Origin of the sequence: Halalkalibacterium halodurans, from assembly GCF_005671335.1 — a bacterium.
GTDB classification, from domain to species: domain Bacteria; phylum Bacillota; class Bacilli; order Bacillales; family Bacillaceae_D; genus Halalkalibacterium; species Halalkalibacterium halodurans.
Genome location: NZ_CP040441.1, coordinates 3,096,703 through 3,111,897 on the forward strand (window position 1 = coordinate 3,096,703; position 15,195 = coordinate 3,111,897).

Here is a 15,195-nt window from a genome sequence, read left to right on the forward strand (position 1 = left end):
TGATCACCCACCTTTTTTCATTCCATCTGTCCGTTTAATAGACTGAATTTCTGTAAGAGCTAGATGATGAACACTTTTACCATCATCATCATAGACAAGACATGCCCTGTTTTTAGAATCATAATGTAAAATTCGGCCGATGACTTTTCGGTCGTCTTCGAGCAAGGAGATGACAACAAGCTGATTTTCGTCAATCCAACGCTGTATAATTTCTAATTGTCTCATCTTGACCTATCGCTCCGATCTATCTTCTTGTTTTTTAAATGGTACTTGTCATTGTAGCAGAAAAGGGGTACAATAAACAACGAACACATGTTCCTATTTTAATTTTGGTGGTGACTGGCATGTTAGATGAAGTACAGCGAAACCTGGTGCAACGCTATATTATTTTAACACTAGTTCGCCAAGCACTAGAGAAAGATTTTAACACGTTACAGGCTTCCTCGCTCTTCTGTCAGGAGTCGCTTCATTCGTTTCTAACGGAACGTATGCATGAAGTAGGTCGAGAAATCGGGGCTCTCCAGCGCGCTTTACGTAAACAGCAATTAACGATCAAAAAAGAAAAGAACGACGGATTTTTCACGAAATACAGTTACTACTTTAAAGGATATGAAGGGACTTTCTCATTGTTGAATGCCAGATTGAAACACGACGCTCTCACCTATATGAAGCGACACCTTTTTAAACTGGAGACTAAACAATAAAAGCTTGTCCCCCTAAGTCTTAATTTAGCAACGCTCGGTTATCTTATACTTCCAGCCTTCTCTAGAAAATAATTGTTCTTACTCAAAACAAAAACAAGGAAGAAAAGCCTTCCTTGTTTGTTTAGCTAGGAACTTGCCATTTCTGCTCTGCCTGCTTCGTCTTAAACAATCGTTTGGTAATAGCAGGGGCAGACTGAAACAAAATGATTCCAAGCATTGCGGAAGCAAGGATAAAAATACTCCCAAACCTTAAAAGAAAAAAATTTATAAGCTGACAAGACCCCACTCTCTCTAATCCTCCTCAGAGAAATCAAAAGAACTTATTTGCCTATTCATTTTAAAGGAAAGTTAGAGAAAAGATGTTATGTTGATTTCTTTTTTAATTAAATAATGATTTCCTCTTCACTCCTGTTGTTTCTGTTACAAACGATGCTTCTAGGATTGCTGAAGGATCAATGGAAAGGGCTATCTCTTTTATCTTTGGATACCTAAAACGATCTGTAATACAATAAATTAAGTGGACTTCTTGATTGCTATATCCTCCTTCTCCATAAAGGTAAGTAATTGTCATACCTAACTCATCAATTAATTGCTGTCCTATTTCTTCCGGTTTTTCTGAGATTATCATAACTGACTTCCCTTGATTAATTCCGTCAAGTATAAAATCTATTGTTTTCGTTACAATAAAAAAGACGGCAATCGAAAACATGGCCTGTTCTAGAGAAAATACAAATGCAGCTGTGGATAAAATCAGAGCATTAACTAACAATAAAAACTTACTAATAGGAATATGGTATTTTTTATTAATCCATATAGCCAACATCTCTGTACCATCTATAGCACCACCGGCCTTTACAACGAGCCCCACTCCAACCCCTAGTAACAAGCCTCCATAAAGTACAATTAATACCTCAGATGTTGTTATTGCTGGAAAAGGAGCCATATTAACTAGCGCAAAGGCAGTAATGATGTTCGCATACAAGGTTCTTATTATAAATTTTTTACCCATATATTTACCAGACACATACAAAGATGGGATGTTTAATAGTACGAATACAAGCCAAATTGGTAAATTAAAAATTGCATTAAGCATAATTGCAATTGCTGTTACTCCACCATCTACTAAACTATTAGGCGCTAATATTAATTCAAGTCCTACTGCTACAATAATAGATCCAATCGTTAGTATAAAATAATCAAACAATTTATTCACAGAATCATCACCCGTTCCTTCAAATTCATACTTCTCATCTTTTTTATCAGAGATTATCGGAGTCCTTATAAAGATTACAGACTATTTTCTTCAACTCCTATTAGACAAAGCATCAAGGGCTTTTTGTCTGTTCTATAGGTGTTGCTATTTATATTACAATGCTGCACTTGCTTTTTATTATAGACCGATTAACAAGCTAAAACAAAGTAAGATTTCCACTATTTCTTCCATCCATTGGTTAGATCCAATTTTCAACAAGAAATTCATTGCACTTCAATGGGAAAGGGGGTTTTTCATAAAAAATTTGGTTTTAAAAGAAAAGAGCGAAATGTGATGGAGTACGCACATGCAAAGTATCGAATGTGTAATCTATAAATACAATTTTTGATTGGAGGATCGTCACAAGAGCAGAAGTCAAATACGTATTCCTAGGTGGATTGGGTTTAGCGATAATATCCATATATGGAACTAAAAACTCATTATGTCTATAACTAATGTTAATGAAATCAGAAGTTCGTCTAGCAATTGCTAAATTAATTAGTGGTTTTCTTTTTTGGCAGAGCTTTCAAATCTGAAAATACCATACTTATCACTATCAATTAAGCGATTTTTCTGTAATTTTAATTATAAGTGTATTATAATTAACTCAAATTATTGTGGAGAAAGTATAAATATGAAGACTACATTCATCATCCTCATTTTAATATATTTTCTAACTATCCTTAATATCTTTTTTTCTAAAAACGGAACTGATTTATCTAATCGTATAACTCATTATGCACCCAGTAATGTAGTAGAGATTGATTCCTTTTCATTCTCTACTACTTATAAGCACACTAAAAATTTTTCCTTATCATTTCAAAGTCCAAATCTAATTATTACGTTTTACAATGATCTAGTTAAATCATTTGTTCCTACTTTAAAAATTAACAGTTATTTAATTACGATAAAATACGGCAGTACACTGATCCTCCTAGCTTAGTACTATTAGAAAACCTAAGGAGGGAAACTGATGAAACAACTAATTAAAAAATTATTCTCTCATGAGTCAATTAGAGGATTGATCATTGGTGTAGGAATGATGATTTTTGTTTTCCTTTTTGTTCACTATATACTAGGTATAAAAGCTTTTAAATAATCAAGTGGGGAATGTCCCACAAGCATCCTGAAATATAAGATCGGAGCTGTCTCAAAAATCTATCTTTTGAGGCAGCTCCTTTGCTTATTCGTTCGAAATGGCGACTTGACGGACGCTTTCATCACAGGCACAAGTGCAACATCAACTCACGCACACTTTGTTTGCATTCGTCGTGTTTTCTTTGCCACGGGCAACGGTTCAGCTTCCTCGAGAACCCCACTCTCGGCGATCTTCCGCTGTTGCTTTTCCCGCAGGAGTCGCCGCCTGTCGCCGTTCGACTCCCATTAACGTGCGAAAGAACATAAAAAAATCGCCCAATCGTTTAAAATGAAGGTACCACTACCAAAATTCAAACGAAAGAAGGCGATTTTTTTGCGTAACCAAACGGCTACTTATCTGCAGTATACCATGAATCAAATCGTGCTTCCTATGAGGCCTGGGGAAATCGACAGGTACACTACACTCCAGTGTATGAGGAACTCAAAGCGAAGCAAAATCAAAAACTGAAAAGCGAAGAAGGTCGAACGCTCTACCCAAAAAACAAATCCTCGGCTTCCGAAGGCTACATCTTCGCGGCAAGGAAAACGTGCACATCGAGCTCGGGCTTGTGGCCCTTGCCCACAACCTAAGGAACGAGCGACGGTGGATCGTCGCTCGAAGAAACCAAAGAACACAAATCAACACAAAAATCGGGAGAACTGCATCAAATGGATCTCCCGATTTTATGTTTTAGGCTCTACAATAAATGTTGGGGTTTTTGCACAAAAGAGGGCAAAAAAAATGCACGCAGGCTCCTTTATCCATTATCCTTGAATTGTCGAGAAACAAAGAAAGGATAGGAGCTGCGTGTACGATGAATTTTACCATGGATTTGCCCGGATTAAAAGGTGTGAAGGTCACAAAGATGGAGGAACGAGAGGACTTTATCGCGCTCCATGTAGAAATGCCGCGAACGCCTCATCGTTGCCCATCCTGCGGGGAGAGAACCGAGAGAATTCATGATGACCGAATCCAAAAAATTCAACATCTCAAGCTCTTTGAACGGTGGGTGTATCTATTCTACCGAAAGCGCCGGTACGCGTGCAGATGCGGGAAGCGGTTTGCGGAGAAAGCCTGTTTTGTAGAGCGATATCAGCGCCAGACAGTGGAATGGAATCAAGCGTTTCGCTTGCGGCTCATTCAAGGGAAGAACTTTACGGACACAGCGAATCAATTCCAAACGTCCGTGACAACTGCCATGCGCCGATTTGGTCAATTGGCGGCACCGCTCGTGAAGAAGGTGGATCACCTTCCTCCTCGGATTGCGATTGACGATTATAAAGGGGATACGAAAGCGGGGAAATATCAAGTGATCATTGCGGATGCAGATACACGGAAGCCACTGGATATCTTACCGGATCGTAAAGCCGATACGCTTAAACGATATCTTCAAGAGAAGGGTCATCATGTAAAAACGGTCGTGATGGATCTTAGTTATACCTTCAAGTCGGCTGTTCAAAAGGCCTTAGGCCACCCGCTCATCATTGGGGATCCGTTCCATTTCTGTCGTTACATCTACTGGGCTCTGGAAGGGGTTCGCCGCCGAGTGCAAAAAGCGTTCCATCCGTATCATCGAAAACGATGTAAACGGATCAAACATCTGTTTCAGAAAGAGAGAGAAGGACTGGATGATAAGCAAAAGAAGAAGATGGAGCGGTACTTAGAGCTATCCCCTGATTTAAGGGAAGCGTATGAGCTAAAAGAACATTTTCGTCGGTGGTATCAAGAAGCGAAGATGCAAGGAAGGGAAGGACGAATGAGCGAGGTGAAGCAAGGGCTCTACGCCTTTTACCGAAGAGTGGAGGCGAGCCCGTTAAAGGAGTTCCACCGAGCCATTCAGACGCTGAAGAACTGGCAGACCGAGATCTTGAATAGCTTCGCGTTTGGCTTAAACAATGGTTTTATCGAAGGACTGAATAATCAAACGAAGGTGATTAAGAGAAATGCCTTTGGTTTTCGGCGTTATGATCGCTTGCGAAACCGTATTCTCTTGCATCATCAATTCAAACATCAGACATTCGGGGTAGGATAAGAGGGGCTCGCCCTCCTATGCCACCCCAACATTTGACTAAGAACCATGTTTTAAGGTGCTTTTGGACAGCCCCGACTTGTTTGTTTTCTCCGCTTCCTTTGAGAGACGACTTAGATGACCTTTAGCCTAACTCATTTACCTTGCCTTTAAGTTGTAGCCGTAAATATTCGAAGTTTTCTTTAAGGTAGCTCTTATTTTCCTAGTACTTTGTTAATCGCTTCAATGACGCGATCTCCTTGAAATGGTTTAACGATGAAATCCTTCGCCCCTGATTGAATAGCGTCAATAACCATCGCCTGTTGTCCCATCGCCGAGCACATAATGACTTTCGCATCTGCATCATAAGCTTTAATTTCTTTCAATGCTTGAATGCCATCTTTTTCAGGCATCGTGATATCGAGTGTGACGAGGTCAGGTGAATGCTCTTTATATAATTGAACGGCTTCTTCTCCGTTCGCTGCCTCTCCTACGACCTCAAAATCGTTTTTCGTTAAAATGTCTTTAATCATCATTCTCATAAATGCCGCATCATCCACGACTAATACGGTTGCCATGTTTATCTACCTATCCTTTCATTCTACGTTGAGAGTTGTCCCTTTTTCCGTTGGATTACTTTTTCTAAGTTTAACAAGGTGAATAAACGATCTTCTTCTTTTACAACACCTCGTAAGTAGTCTTCCTGTACACCACCAACCACTTCAGGAGTCGGCTCGATTTTTTCAGCAGGAACGTCGACGACATCATTAGCTCCATCTACAACAAAGCCAATTTCAACCCCATCATCGGCAATAACAAGTATCCGAGTGGAATCATCGTGCGCCTTTGCTGGTAATCCGAAGCGGGCTCGTAAATTAATGACTGGTGTAATCACCCCACGGAGGTTCATGACACCTATAACATATGAAGGGGTTCCAGGGATTCGCGTCACTGGTTGCATCCGCTCAATGGACTGAATATAGTCCACTTCAATCGCATACTCTTCATCCCCTAATTGAAAAACAATAAGCTTTAAATCGTTTTTTGTTGCCATTTCGCTGGACACCATTTAACTCCCTCCTTGCTATTTGATAAGCGCATTTGTATCCACGATGAGTGCCACTTGGCCATTTCCAAGAATCGTTGCACCAGAGATTGCAAAAACATCAGTCAAGTAATCCCCAAGTGATTTAAGAACGATATCGTGTTGGCCAATTAATGAATCAACAACAAGTCCAGCAACCTTCTCCCCTTTATGTACGATCACAAGGGAATAGAGTTCATCAGCCTCACGTTTTTCTGGAACAGCAAAAATGTCCGAGAGGAAGACAAGTGGAACGACTTTCCCTCTAAAGTCAATCACCTTTTGGTTGTGGGCACTATACACTTCATTTTTGTTCACAATGGCAGTCTCCACAATCGAGGAAAGTGGAATCGCATATTTCTCATCCGCAACCTCGACGAGCATCACATCAATGATGGACAAAGTGAGCGGCAATTGAATAGAGAAAAGAGAGCCTTTTCCGAGTTTTGAGGTGACACTCACAACCCCTCCAATTGATTCAAATGTGCTCTGCACAACATCAAGCCCTACGCCTCGACCAGAAATGTCTGTAATTTTTTCAGCCGTGCTAAAACCTGGAGCAAATAATAGCTGGAACACTTGGGAATCGTTCATTTTGGCGGCGTCCTCTTCTGTTACGACACCGTTTGTCAGCGCCTTTTGTAGCACTTTATCACGATCGATGCCGGCTCCGTCATCCTCGATTTCAATAAATACATTGTTCCCACTATGGAATGCTCGGAGAATGACCGTCCCTTCCTCAGGCTTTCCTGCCGCACGCCGAACCTCAGGTGTTTCAATGCCGTGATCAATTGAATTTCGAATGAGATGGACGAGGGGATCCCCAATTTCATCAATAATTGTTCGGTCCAACTCTGTCTCTGCGCCAACAATTTCTAAGTTTACTTTCTTGTTCAATTCTTTCGACAAGCTACGAACCATCCGCGGGAAGCGATTGAACACTTGCTCCACTGGCATCATTCTCATATTTAAAATGATTTCTTGCAAATCACCAGAAATTCTGGACATTCGCTCCACTGTTTCATTCAATTCATTTTGATTAAGTTCGCTCGCGATTTGCTCTAACCGCCCCCGATCGATGACTAGTTCTTCAAACAAGTTCATCAATACATCAAGCCGCTCAATATTGACCCGAACCGTTTTATTTACTTCCACGCCTTTTTTATCAGAAGGAGTCGTAGTTGCCGTTTTTTTCTCCGTCTGTTCTTCCGCTTTTTCAACGTCTACCTGCTTGTCCGATTGGGTGTGTTGCGTTTCTTTTAATGCTTGTAAGGCCTGTTTGTCGAGAGAGCAAATGTCGACAGCCGTAATTTCTGATACTTTTAAAATTCGCTGCCTCACTTCCTCGCCGTCCACTTTCGTAAGTAACGTTACTAGAAAGCGCTCATCAAATTTTTCCTCTTCTAGCTCTTCCGCAGAAGGTGTAGATTTGATCACTTCCCCCACTTGCTCAAGAACTTCAAACACCATAAATACTCGTGCTGCTTTAAGCAGCGTTTTCTCATCAAGAGTCACTTCAATTTGATAGGCTTGATACCCTTGTTCGAACGATTGATCCAAAACCGTCATTTCGAATTCATCGTACGACTCAATGATGGAACTACCTGAAAGCTCTAGTTGACCGGCAGCAGGACTCGGTGTGTGCACAGCTTTTCCAGCATCAGGAGTTTCCCCCTTCTCAATCTGCTCAAGCATCACGACGACTTTTGTAACATCTCGCTTTCCGTCTCCACCTGAAGCGATGTCACCAACCATCGCTTCTAAGTCGTCGACAGCCTCAAATACCACATCAAGTACTTCTGAGGTTGCGTCTAACTTTTGATTTCGAATTAGATCGAGGACATTTTCCATGTTGTGTGTCAAGTGGGCTAAATCCTCAAAGCCCATCGTAGCAGCCATTCCTTTTAACGTATGAGCCGAACGAAAAATTTCCCCGACAATTGAAAGATCGCTAGGTGAAACTTCCAACTTCAATAAATTGTCATTGATTGCCTGTAAATGCTCCTGACTTTCATCAATAAATACTTCTAAATATTCAGAGTGACTCAAGATTTTTCACCTCGATACGTATAGTCCTAGAAGACATAATACCATTTTACTAGATTATACATGAAACTTCTTTTATATTACCATAAATTTTGCGATTTCGAACGGTCACTCTCCATAAAAATAAGAAAAATAACCTAGGATCTTTGGCATTGTCTTATTTTAGCTCAATAAATATTTTTTAAATTCAGAAAAGGTTAACGGCTTCGCATGATAATAGCCTTGGACAGTGTCACACTTTTTCTCCTTCAAAAAAGAAAGCTGTTTTTCCGTTTCAACACCTTCCGCAACGACAGTTAAATCGAGCTCATGACCTAGGTGAATGATCATTGAAATGATGGCTTCCACTTGAGAGTTCACGCCAATCTCTGCGATAAAGGATTTATCAATCTTTAACTTTTGAATAGGTAACTGGCTTATATATTGAAGCGAGCTATACCCTGTACCAAAGTCATCGAGGCTTACTCGGATCCCTTGTGCCCTTAATTTTTGGAGTACTTTCATCGCACGATTCATATCTATTGTAATTCGCTCAGTGACTTCGACCTCTAACAAAGAGGGGTCTAAACCATATTTGTTTAAGCTATCTAAAATCATATCGACAATGTCTGGTTGTAAAAACTGCCTTAAAGAAAGATTGACTGACATTGGGACCGAACTAGCTTCTTTTTCAATAAGGAGCGCCTTTTGCTTACAAGCCTCATCCAACACCCACTTGCCGACAACTCCAATCAAACCAATTTCTTCAGCTACTGGGATAAAGAAATTTGGCCCTAACACTCCTAGAGCTGGATGATTCCAACGGACCAACACTTCTTCGCCACAATGCTCTCCCGTTGTCGTTTCAAAGATTGGTTGAAAGTAAAGCTCAAGCTCCTGATTTTCAACAGCTCGACGCAAATCATTTTCTAGCCGAAAAGGATGAATCCATTCGTCTTTCAACTCTTGGCAAAACCAGGAGACACAATTACCGCCTCGCGCTTTAGCATGTCGCAATGCGCGCTCTAATGAATTCCAGATCATCTCTACACTTTTTCCGTCCATTGGATAAACCGCTGCCCCGATGCTGGCGGTCATCGTAAACTGCACTTCATCCACTTGAAATGGCTGCTGAATGATAGAGGAAATATAAGTTGCCAACGTTTCCTTTTTTGGCAGCTCCCCTTTGATCGCAGCACAGGCAATAAATTCATCTCCACTCACCCGTGCGATCCATTGCTGATTCGGTAGTTGCCAAAGCAACCTCCTAACGAGTGTTTGCAACACTTGATCACCATAACCTTCCCCTAACGAATCATTGACGAGCTTAAAACGGTCCAAATTAATAAGGAAAAGCACATACGTCTCTGCCTGATTTTCCTGAAAGGTACGTTCCATTAGGCGTGGAACTTCTTGACGAATCGGCACCCCTGTTAACGGATCCATCCCCTTGTCGATCAAAGGAGCAATGAACGCAATCACCTGCTTGTCAGGAAGAAGCTGCAAAGAGAGGCAAAAGGTTTCAAAGGTTTCTCCATTTCGTTTAATGAGTTCGACTTTCTCCACCTGCGATATTTTATTGACGGTAGCCAATGCTAAATAAAGAGATTCTCGACACTCTGATTCAAACAGTTGAAACACACTGCTCCTCTGATTTTGCTCCCAGTCAACACGAAGGGTTTCCATCGCACCTTCATTCATATTTAATAAGGCTCCCTCTTCATCCATCGTAAACATCGGTAACGGGACGTGGGCATATAAAATCGACTCTAGGTCTTTATGGAATGGTCTTGATTCGTTGGATTGGTTAGGCATACGTGCATCCCCTATCGTATGTATTGGTTTCTAAAGCTCTAGTTTTTGAACAACTCAACAACTGAACGAATGACAGTTAAATGGTCATGAGCAACTTCTGACGCTCTATGGGGATGGATGTAAATACCTTGCATGCCTAGTGTTAACGCTTGAGCGATCTCATTCATAAAATTATCCCCAACAGAGACAACTTGACTCATGTCCACTTCATACTGATGCACCACCTCTTTAAATATATCGGTCGTTCGCGTCGGTTTTTTTGCTGATGTTATAATATGGTTAAATACATCATGTAAATGAAGCTCATGTAGCAAGCGCTGAACATCTTCTCGGTCACTGTTCGTCACAAGGACGATTTCTTTTGTCGCCTTTAATTCAATCAATCCTTCACGCAAACCAGGAAGAGGAGTTAACTCAAACTCATCCGTCACCATATATTCTTTTGTCGCAACATAGCTTGCATAACAATCTTCGACACCATAATGCTTTGCTGTGACAAATGGATACCACCAGCCATCACCAACTGCAATGATGGTTTCAAAATCAAATGAAACAGGATCAGAATAAAGCGTCTCCCATTCTTCAGCTGGTACGTATGAGCCATCCCATGTTTGAACTGATTGGACAGAGATCGTCATTGGGTCAATCGTCAAAATAAAATCACGTTTCACATCATATCCTTTTCCGATTTGAACAGGGTGATGCCCATCTTTCATCGCAGTATAATCGCGCCAAAAATCTAACTGCTGGCTCTGCGGGACGTTTTGCTTTAAGTGGTTCGCATAATAATCAAAATGGTCTGTTCCTTCATATAATGTGCCATCCAAATCAAAAATGACAAGCCTACTTGACTTCAACACTGGATTCATATCTTTTGTTCCCTCACTTCATCTAAAAGTTCCTTATTAAGATCACTATAAGTTTTTACGACAAATCAAGCAAATAACTTTATCAAAAAAACGAATTTACGAATTACTTTATTAAAATAATGTAAAGTTAACATGTGAAAACGATGAACTTTGTGAATTCCGTAAAGTTACAAAATTCGCTAGCAATCTATTACACAATCTTATATAATTCAACTGTAACAAACTTTAAAAAATACATAAAAAAAGGGGTTTTACAAAATGAAAAAAATGCTTTACTTTTTGGGAGTAAGCATGCTTGTTTTTGTCCTTGCTGCATGTGGAACTTCTGACGACGGCGACACAGCAGGATCTGGAGAGGCAGATGGCGCCGATGAAGCTGGTGAAATGCCGTCAGAGCTTATTATGGGATTTGTTCCATCCAGCGAATCTGATCAAATTGCCGATACTGTAGAGCCGCTTGCTGAGCGTCTTTCTGAAGAGCTTGGTATTCCAGTTAGTGGACAAGTCATGACAAATTACACTGGCCTTGTTGAAGCCATGGGCAACGATCAAGTACACATTGGCTTCATTCCTGCATTCGGTTATGTCCTTGCAACCGATCGCTATCCTCAAGTCGAAGTCATCCTCAAGTCTGTCCGTAACGGCAGCGGTACATACCGTGCCCAATATACCGTTCTTGCAGATTCCGATATTGAATCGATTGAAGACCTTGAAGGAAAAGTTTGGGTGTATAGTGACCTTGCATCAACGTCAGGATACTTATTCCCTGCCGCTCAATTAGTGACAGAATACGATGTCCCTGCTGATGGAATTGATTCATTTTTCGGTAATCAAATTCAAGCGGGTAGCCATGACAATGCCCTCATCACTGTTTTAGAAGGCGGTGCTGATGTGGCGACAACGTTTGAAGACGCCCGTGAAATCATCGAAGGCGACTATCCTGAAGCGATGGAAGATCTTCGTGTTATCGGATATACAGAAGAAATTCCAAACGACACTATTTCTGTTCTGAATACACTTCCTCAAGAGTTAATCGACCAAATTCGTGACGTATTCCTTTCATTCAATGAAGATGAAGACATGATCAAGATTTTGAATGACGTTTATCGTTGGGATGCTATTGAAGAAGCATCTGATGATGAATACGATATCGTTCGCGAAACGTATGAGCTATTCTCTGACCAAGTGTCATTAGATTAACGATCCAGCTCAAAGCTGCTTTTTAGACAAAGAAGAAGGGGAGTGGGTACCTCCCCTTCTCTTTTGTATGTAGGCGTTTGTCACTTTACTAGCATTTATGAAATGAGGGAAATGTCCGATGATAGAGTTTAAAAATGTGTCTCTCGTCTATCCAAACGGAACACAAGGGTTAAAAGGTGTAAACTTAAAAATTAACGAAGGAGAGTTTGTCGTCATTGTTGGCCTTTCTGGTGCCGGGAAATCCACGCTCATACGCAGCATGAATCGACTTGTCACCCCAACCGAAGGCGAACTTCTTATTGATGGTGAAAACATTCTTCCCTATTCTTCAAGACAGTTACGTAAGCTTCGCACAAAGGTCGGCATGATCTTTCAAAACTACAACCTTGTCAAACGTTCATCTGTGATGAAAAATGTCATTTCTGGCCGCCTCGGTCATGTTGGAACGTTCGCAAGCCTTTTAAACCTTTATCCGAAGGAAGATGTGGCACTTGCGTATCGCAGCTTGCAACGGGTTAACATTGCCGAAAAAGTGTATCAACGGGCCGATCAACTGAGTGGTGGTCAACAGCAGCGTGTCGCAATTGCTCGCGTGTTGACCCAGCAACCAAAAATAATTTTAGCCGACGAGCCTGTGGCAAGTCTCGATCCGCCGACTTCTCATCAAGTGATGACCTATTTACGCAAGATCAACAAGGAAGATAAAATTACAACGATTGTCAATTTGCATTTCATCGACATGGCGATGGAATATGCCGATCGAATTATTGGTATGCGTGCAGGTGAGGTCGTATTTGATGGACCTGCTAGTGAAGTGAGCGAGGAAACGTTCGAGGAAATTTACGGTAGAAAAATTCGTGAAGATGACCTAGTAGGAGGTCAGGACAATGAGTAAGCAAGAGGTTAAAGGAGTCATCTCGTCCAAGGCGAAGCTCCGGATGACCGTGCTCCTCGTTGCCATCGTCGGCATGTACGTGTTTACATCCGCACGAACAGGGTCTTCGATCCCTGATTTAATTTCAGGCTCTCCGCGTATTTTCTCTATGTTCGCAGAGTTGTTCCCACCGAACTGGGGATATGCCTCTCAAGTGTGGGGGTACTTGGCAGAGACTGTGCAAATGGCGATCATCGCGACAACCGTGGCAGCCATCATTTCCATTCCGATTAGCTTGCTATCAGCGGCAAACTTGTTTCCAAATCGGGCCATTCATATGCCCGTTCGCTTTATTATGAATGTCTTACGGACGATTCCTGACATCTTATTAGCGGTCATTTTCGTGGGCATTTTTGGAATCGGTGTCTTTTCTGGAATTATGGCCCTTATTATTTTCTCGCTTGGCTTATTAGCGAAGCTCTTGTATGAGACGATTGAAGCGATCGATCTCAATCCGCTTGAGGCGATTCGTGCATCAGGAGGCAACACCATTCAAGTCATTTGGTATGCTGTCATGCCACAAGTCCTCCCTCAGTTTGTTTCGTTTAGCTTATATGTATTTGAAGTCAACGTGCGGGCGTCGGTTGTGCTTGGATTCGTTGGTGCTGGTGGAATCGGTTTGATTCTGCAACAGCAGCTCGGTTTTTTCAATTATCCAAACGTTTCCACGATCATCATCATTATTTTCGCCGCCGTCGTTGTCATTGATTACATTAGTAATAAGATTAGGGAGGGACTTGTCTAATGAATCTTACGTTACCTCCAAAAAAACCGCGCTCTGCTGCGAAAACGATTCGTAACATTGCCGTTGCGATCGCGGTCATTGCGATTTATACTTGGACGTTTACCTCTATTAATATTGATTGGGGACGCATCTTTAGTGAACGAACAATCGAAAACATGGGGCGAGTGATTCCGCAACTATTTTCTCCTGACTGGCTCACCTATTCCAAGGTATTAAACGCGATGATGGAAACGTTGGCAATGGCCTATACTGGTACGTTGATGGCTGCCATTCTAGCAATTCCATTTGGCTTTTTTGCAGCCAGTAATATGGTAAAAAATAAGTTTTTCAACACGTTATCGAAGTGGGCTTTGGATGCAATCCGTGCATTTCCAGAATTAATGCTCGCGATTATTTTTATCGCAGCCGTCGGTCCATCGCCGTTTGCTGGGGTCTTAGCCATCGCGATTGGCTCGATCGGGATGCTCGGGAAGCTTTATTGCGAAGTGATTGAATCGATTGATATGAACGTCGTCGAAGCTCTTGAGGCCAATGGTGCAAACAAGCTACAAGTTCTCGTGTATGGGATCGTTCCACAAATCCTTCCAGAATTTCTATCCTACGCGATTTATCGATTTGAAATCGATGTTCGTGCCTCCACGATCTTAGGGATTGTCGGTGCTGGGGGGATCGGGATGCTCGTTTCGATTGCGACGCAAAACCGAAACTGGGATGAAGTCGGAATGATTCTTCTCGTCATCATCATTGTCGTCACATTGATCGATTACATTAGTGCGGCGATCCGTAAGCGAATTGTTTAACTTAACATCCGTGCACACGAAGCTAGGCATCGGAATCTTCCTTTGCTTGGCTTCTTCTTTCAAAAGGAGGACTTTTCATGCTTTATATCGTAAAAAAGAAACATCGCACGAATTACCCAAACCCGATTACGCTTGTGAAGGGACAATCTGTCCATATAGGCGAACAATATAGCGGCCCTAAGCCTTGGGATCACTGGTATTTCTGTCAAACAGCGGATGGTAGTTTAAAAGGCTGGGTTCCGAAGCAACTGCTTGCGATCGAAGGCTCAAAAGGAGTAGCATTGGACGACTATACAGCGACAGAATTAAACGTAGACGTAGGAGAAATCGTAGTGAAGCTAAAAGAGCTAAACGGTTGGATTTGGTGTCGTCAGCAAACGAGCGGTGAAGTCGGCTGGATTCCGAAAGAAAACGTGGAGCAGCGAGTTAAATAATGAGAGTTTTTTCTTTTCTGTCCTCACTATATGTTTAGAACCTTTTTAAGGATAAGACTCTACTGAAGCTAAATCTGAACATCTACAATGGTTGTCTCTATACTAACGAAAGCTACTGTAAACTCGGGCTGTTTCACCACCTCACTTCATTTTTTACTAGACCATTAGTATCCTTTCCAACTCTATT

Annotated in this window: 15 protein-coding genes and 1 pseudogene; 9 read left to right on the forward strand and 7 right to left on the reverse strand. The window is 41.6% G+C overall.

Annotated features, from left to right (window positions below):
• Positions 1-3: 3 nt before the first annotated feature.
• Positions 4-225, reverse strand: coding sequence for a hypothetical protein (locus tag FED51_RS15055; protein ID WP_010899108.1), 222 nt, complete (start codon positions 223-225; stop codon positions 4-6).
• Between the two features lie 119 nt (positions 226-344).
• Between FED51_RS15055 and FED51_RS15060 the strand changes: the two genes are divergently transcribed.
• On the forward strand, positions 345-704 hold the full coding sequence (locus FED51_RS15060) for a YhjD family protein (RefSeq protein WP_053430620.1): 360 nt from the start codon (positions 345-347) through the stop codon (positions 702-704).
• A gap of 379 nt (positions 705-1,083) precedes the next feature.
• Here FED51_RS15060 and FED51_RS15065 read toward each other — a convergent pair whose 3' ends face one another.
• The gene (locus tag FED51_RS15065; RefSeq protein ID WP_010899110.1) at positions 1,084-1,917 is read right to left on the reverse strand and encodes a YitT family protein; all 834 of its coding nucleotides are present in this window, start codon (positions 1,915-1,917) and stop codon (positions 1,084-1,086) included.
• Between the two features lie 1,012 nt (positions 1,918-2,929).
• Between FED51_RS15065 and FED51_RS21600 the strand changes: the two genes are divergently transcribed.
• The 3 genes and pseudogenes from FED51_RS21600 to FED51_RS15075 all read left to right on the forward strand — a co-directional run bounded on the left by FED51_RS21600 (position 2,930) and on the right by FED51_RS15075 (position 5,126).
• The gene (locus FED51_RS21600; RefSeq protein WP_010899111.1) at positions 2,930-3,055 is read left to right on the forward strand and encodes a hypothetical protein; all 126 of its coding nucleotides are present in this window, start codon (positions 2,930-2,932) and stop codon (positions 3,053-3,055) included.
• 431 nt (positions 3,056-3,486) lie between these two features.
• Positions 3,487-3,868: pseudogene (locus tag FED51_RS15070) on the forward strand (transposase); the annotation flags it as partial.
• Between the two features lie 40 nt (positions 3,869-3,908).
• Positions 3,909-5,126 (forward strand): ISL3 family transposase, encoded by a 1,218-nt coding sequence (locus FED51_RS15075; protein WP_138090659.1) that lies wholly within the window; start codon positions 3,909-3,911, stop codon positions 5,124-5,126.
• Positions 5,127-5,317: 191 nt separating this feature from the next.
• On the opposite strand, the gene FED51_RS15080 is transcribed toward FED51_RS15075, so the two are convergent.
• The 5 genes from FED51_RS15080 to FED51_RS15100 form a co-directional block, all read right to left on the reverse strand.
• Positions 5,318-5,680, reverse strand: coding sequence for a response regulator (locus FED51_RS15080; RefSeq protein WP_010899113.1), 363 nt, complete (start codon positions 5,678-5,680; stop codon positions 5,318-5,320).
• A gap of 23 nt (positions 5,681-5,703) precedes the next feature.
• Positions 5,704-6,171, reverse strand: coding sequence for a chemotaxis protein CheW (locus tag FED51_RS15085; protein WP_010899114.1), 468 nt, complete (start codon positions 6,169-6,171; stop codon positions 5,704-5,706).
• A 15-nt stretch (positions 6,172-6,186) separates the two neighbouring features.
• The gene (locus FED51_RS15090) at positions 6,187-8,235 is read right to left on the reverse strand and encodes a chemotaxis protein CheW (RefSeq protein ID WP_010899115.1); all 2,049 of its coding nucleotides are present in this window, start codon (positions 8,233-8,235) and stop codon (positions 6,187-6,189) included.
• A 159-nt stretch (positions 8,236-8,394) separates the two neighbouring features.
• Positions 8,395-10,026, reverse strand: a complete 1,632-nt coding sequence (locus tag FED51_RS15095) for a putative bifunctional diguanylate cyclase/phosphodiesterase (RefSeq protein WP_010899116.1) — start codon at positions 10,024-10,026, stop codon at positions 8,395-8,397.
• 38 nt (positions 10,027-10,064) lie between these two features.
• Positions 10,065-10,895, reverse strand: coding sequence for an HAD family hydrolase (locus tag FED51_RS15100; protein WP_053430618.1), 831 nt, complete (start codon positions 10,893-10,895; stop codon positions 10,065-10,067).
• Positions 10,896-11,153: 258 nt separating this feature from the next.
• Between FED51_RS15100 and phnD the strand changes: the two genes are divergently transcribed.
• The 5 genes from phnD (at position 11,154) to FED51_RS15125 (ending at position 15,008) form a co-directional block, all read left to right on the forward strand.
• Complete coding sequence (phnD, locus tag FED51_RS15105; RefSeq protein ID WP_010899118.1) at positions 11,154-12,095, forward strand: phosphate/phosphite/phosphonate ABC transporter substrate-binding protein; 942 nt, start codon at positions 11,154-11,156, stop codon at positions 12,093-12,095.
• Between the two features lie 118 nt (positions 12,096-12,213).
• Positions 12,214-12,990: a phosphonate ABC transporter ATP-binding protein gene (gene phnC, locus FED51_RS15110; protein ID WP_053430617.1), complete on the forward strand. Its 777-nt coding sequence runs from the start codon at positions 12,214-12,216 to the stop codon at positions 12,988-12,990.
• Positions 12,983-13,774: a phosphonate ABC transporter, permease protein PhnE gene (phnE, locus tag FED51_RS15115; protein WP_053430616.1), complete on the forward strand. Its 792-nt coding sequence runs from the start codon at positions 12,983-12,985 to the stop codon at positions 13,772-13,774. The genes phnC and phnE (FED51_RS15115) overlap by 8 nt, the downstream gene beginning before the upstream one ends.
• Positions 13,774-14,574: a phosphonate ABC transporter, permease protein PhnE gene (phnE, locus tag FED51_RS15120; protein WP_053430615.1), complete on the forward strand. Its 801-nt coding sequence runs from the start codon at positions 13,774-13,776 to the stop codon at positions 14,572-14,574. The genes phnE (FED51_RS15115) and phnE (FED51_RS15120) overlap by 1 nt, the downstream gene beginning before the upstream one ends.
• Before the next feature lie 77 nt (positions 14,575-14,651).
• Positions 14,652-15,008, forward strand: a complete 357-nt coding sequence (locus FED51_RS15125) for an SH3 domain-containing protein (protein ID WP_053430614.1) — start codon at positions 14,652-14,654, stop codon at positions 15,006-15,008.
• The last annotated feature ends 187 nt before the right edge of the window (positions 15,009-15,195 follow it).